General features: G+C 54.5%; 2 protein-coding genes. Both read right to left on the bottom strand.

Annotation, left to right across the window (positions count from 1 at the left end; translation table 11 throughout):
* A partial coding sequence (locus H5U02_14985) for an alginate lyase family protein (GenBank protein ID MBC7343724.1) occupies positions 1 to 1,411 on the bottom strand: 1,411 nt, incomplete at its 3' end.
* A gap of 41 nt (positions 1,412 to 1,452) precedes the next feature.
* Entirely contained in the window at positions 1,453 to 2,520 is a 1,068-nt protein-coding gene (locus tag H5U02_14980) for a Gfo/Idh/MocA family oxidoreductase (protein ID MBC7343723.1), read from the bottom strand.
* Positions 2,521 to 2,794: the final 274 nt, after the last annotated feature.

Raw genomic sequence — 2,794 nt, 5'->3', positions numbered from 1 at the left:
TAGCAGGCCCATGCAAGACATAGTAACCGCCAACCGGGAAGGCCTGGCCCCTACCAACTTGTTGAGGCCTGTCACCAGTGCCGGTTTGTTCAATGGCGACCTTTGGTAGAGTACTGGTCACACCGCTCTGATCGCCGGCTCCCCGGGATGTAGGCCCCGGCTCTGCGAGATTCGGACCGCAGAACCACGCCGCTTCCTCATCCCAGGGGCCTGCTTCATAGAGCTTTTTACCCGTAAGCGCCAAGTTAAGAGCATTTAAAGCCGGCCGGTAATCTAAGTAGTCGCATGACGAAAGCGGGAATACCAAGGCGCCATCATTTGATCCGTAGTTTGGGACCCGGCCTGTCCTAGCATCCTGCACGCTGACAAGAAAGGAAACCAGCTGCTGCAGGCGTTTCCGCAAGGGGTCGGGAAGCTCAACACCGTTTATTTGTCCCACTCGTAGGCACCATGTGAACAGCTGAACAACCAGCCTGGCGTAATTCATCGAGTGCTGGACATAAGTTCCATCTTCGTAGATCTGCCACATAGCTTCTTTGGTGAGAAAACGCAACCCCTTCGCCTGCCACCTTTTCGCACCTGGTAGAAACGGGAAAAGAGTGCCGATGGTAAACAGCCCTGCTGCTTCACTGATGGCATGGTTGTTTCGAACGCAACGAGCCGCATACCAGTGGATCTTTTCGATGTGCAGCGCCTGATACCACAGGTACTGGAGCATCAACGCAATCCGGCGCACTGTGGTAGCGGGATCGCTCCGGAACGCAAATAGGCCAAAGATCCAGGCGAGACTGCGTAGCGCAATCTCCTGGCCGCACCGCCAATTTGGCCCTAACTCCGCCGGATTGCTCGCGACCCAATGTTCAAACTGCCTCCAAAAGGCCTCAGGGTACTCCTGATCGCCCGTTAACGCATAGGCGCGAGCGTAATAGTAGACCTGAGCGTGGCGCGAAGGCTCCCAGACATACTTGATATCACCCAGTTCAGGAGATAGGTCTGGAATCTGCGACCAATGGGCTGTATTGGGGAATCTGATCCCGGTTACGGGATTGATAAACCAGTCCGGCGGGTCTCCTAGTTCAGCCCACCAGTGGTTAAAGAAAAGAAACCTACCCTGCTTGGCTGCATTGGCCACCTTGAGTACAATATCCGGCTGGGTCACTACGGCTTGGTAGCGCGCGATCTCAGGATCAAGGAAAAAGCGCGCTTCGTTGTTAGCCCATCTTTCAAATAAGAATGAATCAAGCTTGTCGAGAGGCACCCCCACGGACTGCGCCAGGGCCTTACCTGGATCTGTAGGCGGAAATCGCCTGCGCAGAATCCCAGTTCGCAGCTCAAGTTCGTACAGGCTCCGCCAGATGAACCACGATATCCCCATCTCCGAGATAAGTTCATAAGCCCCATGAATCCCCACTACCATCTCTCCAATTGGGTGCTAGTACAGCAGCCTTTAGCCTACTGCCCGCTCCGTTCTGGACTATCCGCATCGTTCGCATCCCCAATTTCCCCACGGGTGGCCGCAATTTCTTCGGCCTCGGTATCCTGGCCCAACCACCACTCCACTGGGACTGGCCGCCTCTCCCGGATCGAATCCAGTACCCTGAACGTGGTTAGTGTCGTATAAATCAACTCATCAAAGGGGATGGGGACGGGCCTCCTCCCTAGCACCGCATCTACGAAAGCCTGGAGTTCTGCCTTCTGGCCCTTGTCCTGCCCATGGCCTCGGAAAGTCCGGACGTTACCACCACTTGCGAAGACAGCGCGGCGGAAATCCTCGATGATGAATGTCTTTCCTTCGCCGTAGACCTCAATATACTCCTTGGGGATCGCCTTATCACCGGTGCTAAAGTAGGCGATGGTTCCGATGGAACCGTCCTCAAACTCTATGGTAACGCTGAGATTATCCTCAGGCTTGCCACTCTCCCCACTACCTGCCGCAACCGCATATACTTCAAAGGGCTTTGCCCCACAGAGAAACTGAAGCAGATCAATAAAATGACACACTTCCCCAATGACCCGGCCGCCTCCCTCTTCAGGATCCTGCGTCCAATGATCAGGTGGAATGGCTCCAGCATTGACCCTGTAGATCATGGATAGGGGACCCGAATGTCCCGCGAAGGCCTTTTTTGCCTCAGCAACGAGTGGGGCAAATCTTCTATCAAACCCCACCATCACAAACCTATCAGCAGCCTGGGCAGCCTCGACAACCTGGGCCAATTGCTCCTCAGTGGTGGCCAGGGGCTTTTCCGCAAATACATGCTTACCGGATGCAAGGGCGCGAATCGTAAGCGGAGCATGGAGGTTATGGCGGGTAGCGATCACCACCGCATTGATATCCTTATCTTTGAAAATCTCCTCATCATCCGTGGTGCAGAATTCAAAGCCGTATTTCCTGGCCGCGTGGTTTGCGCTGATGCCCGTAGAGGTGCATACACCAGCAAGTTCCACGCCCTTCATCGCTGACAAGTATGGGAGAAGCATTACCTTAGCGTAGTTCCCCGCCCCGATCACGCCTAGCCTCACGCGACTCTCATGGCCACCTGCTCGTTTTCCAAACTTGATATCTACTCTTCGTTTGCATGAGGCCTCCTGCGGGTATGTAAACACCACTCCAAGATAATTGCCACTCCCAGCTGTCTTGATCATATCATAGGCCTTTTCGGCCTCGGCAATCGGGAAACGGTGCGTTACAAGGCGACTCGGTGTTACCTTGCCCTCTTTAACAAGCTGTAGGAAAGTCTCCATGTTCCGCTGTTCCGTGAATGGGACATAGGCATAAGGATAGTCGATTCCCTTT

The organism is Clostridia bacterium, from assembly GCA_014360065.1.
GTDB lineage: Bacteria > Bacillota > DSM-521 > Neomoorellales > JACIYF01 > JACIYF01.
Note: the sequence above shows the minus strand (reverse complement) of the source record. Positions and strands in the feature narration are given on the sequence as shown.